Source organism: Bacillota bacterium (genome assembly GCA_013178415.1).
Taxonomy (GTDB): Bacteria; Bacillota; SHA-98; order Ch115; family Ch115; genus Ch115.
The window spans coordinates 1-3,451 of the sequence record JABLXA010000053.1 but is presented as its reverse complement, the minus strand read 5'-3'; the positions used below and the strand labels follow the sequence as shown (position 1 = coordinate 3,451).

Genomic DNA, 3,451 nt, shown 5'->3' with positions numbered 1-3,451 from the left:
CAGCCGCTTGGACAACGCTTCGCGTTGCCCACATATCCACAGCCCCGACGACTACGCCGGTTTAATCTATTGAAAAATGGAGAGAAGGCGAGATCGAGAGAGCTAACTTTAAAACATTGAGATAGGGATGAAACTCCCCCAAAGTGGGCGCCGCTGTTTTCAGGGTAGTCCGCTTGCATCACCAAGAGAATCACATCATGCTTCCCCCAAGTAGATCAAGAGACAGGAGCCCCAATCATTCAAGTTTTCTATAGATGACCAAGTTCCAATTTGTAAATATGAGCAGATCTTGCGCGGCGCGCCTAGCAACCGCATGAAGACATAGCTGGATTATCTTTCAACTCTGGACTTGGCATCTATATGTCCCATATGATATGCAAAGTCATGGCAGTACCATGGGTTACACTGTTTGATGTGAACAATGTTAAATCTATATGATCGTTCATGATAGCCATTAACAGGTGGTGAATTAGCTTGGTATAATATACCTAAGAGGTGACGATCATGCAGAAACCTCAACCACCAAGCCTTCCGCCATTAATGACGGTCCGGGAGGTAGCGGATTACCTCAGGGTCTCGGAGCCCACAATATGGCGATGGATTCGAGAGGGCAAGTTAAAAGGCATAAAGATAGGCAGCACACGAAGGTTCTCCGCTGACGAAATTGCCTCTATTATCGACATGGAGCGAGATGAAGGGAGCTCGCTCCCTCAAGAAGCGGATACCGTTGCGGAAAGGGGTCCTAGGGCCCATGCAATATCACCTGGAGGCGAGCGCTGGCCGATTCAGATAAAGGAGACCTTCCCTGTCTACGACACGGATTCCATGACAGAGAGGAAGCTTTCACCATGCGAGCTAGTTACAGCGTTAAGGAAAAGGTTGCGAGAGATGCGGCAAGAACGGAAGGCCCGGGGGAAACACTTGACATACACCTCCGAGGATGCACTCCTGCAACTCAGAGGGGAGCGGTCGTGAATGGGCGTCGTCTGCGTGGATGCAAGTCTCGTCGTAAAGTGGATCGTTGACGAGGAAGAATCCGAGTTGGCTCTTGAGATCTTAGAATCCTGGCTTTCAGGCGGAGTGACGATTATTTCCCCAACCCTCCTTATATATGAGGTTCCGTCTGTACTCCGGAAGCTGACGGTAAAGGGAAAGCTGACGCCGGTACGTGCATGGGAGGGCTTCCAGTACTTAGGTGCTATAGGTATTCAAATTGAATCATCTGCCCGACTTCTTTTGAAGGCGTGGGAGATTTCCATGCAATTTCGCATGCCCACGATCTATGACGCAGCATATGTAGCCCTTGCAGAGATTAAGGGCTGTCCCCTTTACACATGCGATCGAAGACTGATCCGCGCCGTGCACGGGAGACTACCTTGGGTTAAGGGCCTTACTGACCAGGTTTAACCCTGCTATCTGATCGCCCAGCTCTCTAATAGCGGGGAGGCAGCAATATACCCTCACCACCCGACTCACCTCATTCACAATGTGGAAAACTCTAGCATAGGATCGTTCAGAGAATCAGAGCTGCGACAAGAATAGACAATTTTCGCCTGGCAAAATGCGTGTCGCTTACCACTTCATCCACAAGGGCTCTGCAAGCGATTATTTTATTCGGTAAATCCTTACCTTTTCGTCATCCACATAACGCCTCAATTCTCTAGCCTCTCTCAATCTCCTCAAGAGCCCGCCGGGCAGCTTCGAGATCCTTTTGCGGGACAAACACCTTGATAGGTGTAAGGCCTGGATAGACGCCTGGAGGGAGGCCTGTTTTAAGAATCACCTGGATATCCTGGGCCAAAAGAAACGAGCGGATGACCTCACCTTCAATCTCGCTGGACACCTGGCACAACTCAGCCCATCGTTCGTCGACCATAGGACTCACCTCCCAAGAGTTGCCTATTCACTCAACTCCAGCCCATTCCGGCGTATGAGAATCCATATTGCCACCAGGACCCAGGGGATTGATGCTATAATACCAGTGGGCATCGGGCCAAGCAGCGGGCTTGGATGTCCTTTCATGAATAATGCTCCTATACCGGCTATCCCATTGACTGCGCCATGGCCTATCACAGCAGGCCATATGCTGCCTCCACGCAATGTGATCCAGCCGAGAAAGGTCCCTACGATGATGGTAAACCAGACCATTGCCAGCATCCCAAGCCAAGGCGCTCCAGGATAATTCAGCCCATAATTGTGCCCCATGGCTATTACAGGCCAATGCCATACTCCCCAGATTATTCCCATCTGCCCGAGAGGCAAGAGCTTGGGCAACAGGTAAGCCCGCCAGCCGAATTCCTCACCGAATGTAAAGATGCCATTGACGATCGGGGCGACGATAACAGCCTGAACAACCTGGAGCACGATCATTGCCCACGGGCTGATCGGGACCGGCCGTCCTGATATCTTTTCAGCTCGCGCGAGCATATCTCTCACTACTCTGAGGGATGGATCAAAATAGCCTGGGAAAATCATAAAAAACAAAACGGCTCCAGCAATTGTCAAGATGGCGGGGCACAAACCAGGCTTCAAGCCAGTAAGGTCAGCCCCGTCTAAATCTGGGCTCGAGAAACATGTCCTGCCATCCCTCGCGAGTGATGACTCGCGTGAGGATGTGCGCGAGAGCCGGTGCCCACATGTAACCTGTCGCCAACAACAAGACTGCCACTGTAATCCTGGCCCCCGGTATCACTTCTGGACTTTTCACAAGGCCGCCAGTCCAGTAAATAATGATCGCAGTACCCGATGCAATAAGAAAGGAAAGCCCTAAAAACAATCCGATCCGCTTTTTATCTAGTTTTCCATTCATGGAAACCAATACCCCCCAATCGAGCATGGAAATGAGTCCGTTTTCCCCGTGAATTGTTCGACCAATCCCCAAAGGCTTCCCGGCTTATTTTAGCCGTTCCATGGGGAATATACCAGCCCCGTCCGCCTTCCTGATCCTACAGACATGGAAGAACTGAGCGAATCGGCATGGAAATAACGTCTGGGAGTCCGCGGATATGTATGCTAGACTGGAAGTTGTAGTCGTGAATCTGCGGCACTCTTTGCGGAGATATTTCCATGAATAGAGAGGATCAGCATCTAGCCCAACTTCCGCACTCAGAGCACTGGAACCCTTGCGGTACCTATGTTCTTTGTCAAATTACGTCACTATCTTACGACCATGTCTTCACCGGCTTGATCATCCGGGGCGATATACCGAGCGCCTCATAGATAGCAAGATGCTCAGGATCCGGTTTGGCAGCCTTCCTAATCCGCAACGTGCGACCATCTGAGGTCGGCAATACCACTGTCACAATCTGGTGGTTGGTCAACGATTCCCGCACGGTTGCCCAGCTCGTGTAATGCCCTCTGTCTTGTAGCGTCTTCTCTATGGCAACGAGCAGGTGATATGCAAGCACGCACAAGAAGATGTGAGTCTCTACCCGGTTTTTCAACTGATGAA

Annotated in this window: 4 protein-coding genes and 1 pseudogene; 2 read left to right on the top strand and 3 right to left on the bottom strand. The window is 50.9% G+C overall.

The features are described 5' to 3' along the window. Positions 1–504 precede the first annotated feature (504 nt). Positions 505–975 carry a helix-turn-helix domain-containing protein gene (locus tag HPY52_17090; protein ID NPV81949.1) on the top strand — a complete coding sequence of 157 codons (471 nt, stop codon included), beginning with the start codon at positions 505–507 and terminating at the stop codon, positions 973–975. Beyond that, a complete protein-coding gene (locus HPY52_17085; GenBank protein ID NPV81948.1) occupies positions 976–1,407 on the top strand; it encodes a type II toxin-antitoxin system VapC family toxin in 432 nt (143 codons plus the stop codon). It begins immediately after the preceding gene. Positions 1,408–1,660: 253 nt separating this feature from the next. On the opposite strand, the gene HPY52_17080 is transcribed toward HPY52_17085, so the two are convergent. The 3 genes and pseudogenes from HPY52_17080 to HPY52_17070 all read right to left on the bottom strand — a co-directional run. Further along, positions 1,661–1,876, bottom strand: coding sequence for a hypothetical protein (locus HPY52_17080; GenBank protein NPV81947.1), 216 nt, complete (start codon positions 1,874–1,876; stop codon positions 1,661–1,663). Positions 1,877–1,899: 23 nt separating this feature from the next. After that, positions 1,900–2,836, bottom strand: a pseudogene (locus HPY52_17075) (CPBP family intramembrane metalloprotease). A gap of 325 nt (positions 2,837–3,161) precedes the next feature. Beyond that, positions 3,162–3,451 (bottom strand): transposase (locus HPY52_17070; protein NPV81946.1); only part of this gene is annotated, 290 nt, incomplete at its 5' end.

Bases quoted from the DNA above. Each gene is read 5' to 3' on its own strand.
- HPY52_17080 (NPV81947.1), bottom strand. From the start codon at position 1,876: ATGGTCGACGAACGATGGGCTGAGTTGTGCCAGGTGTCCAGCGAGATT.
- HPY52_17090 (NPV81949.1), top strand. From the start codon at position 505: ATGCAGAAACCTCAACCACCAAGCCTTCCGCCATTAATGACGGTCCGG.
- HPY52_17085 (NPV81948.1), top strand. From the start codon at position 976: ATGGGCGTCGTCTGCGTGGATGCAAGTCTCGTCGTAAAGTGGATCGTT.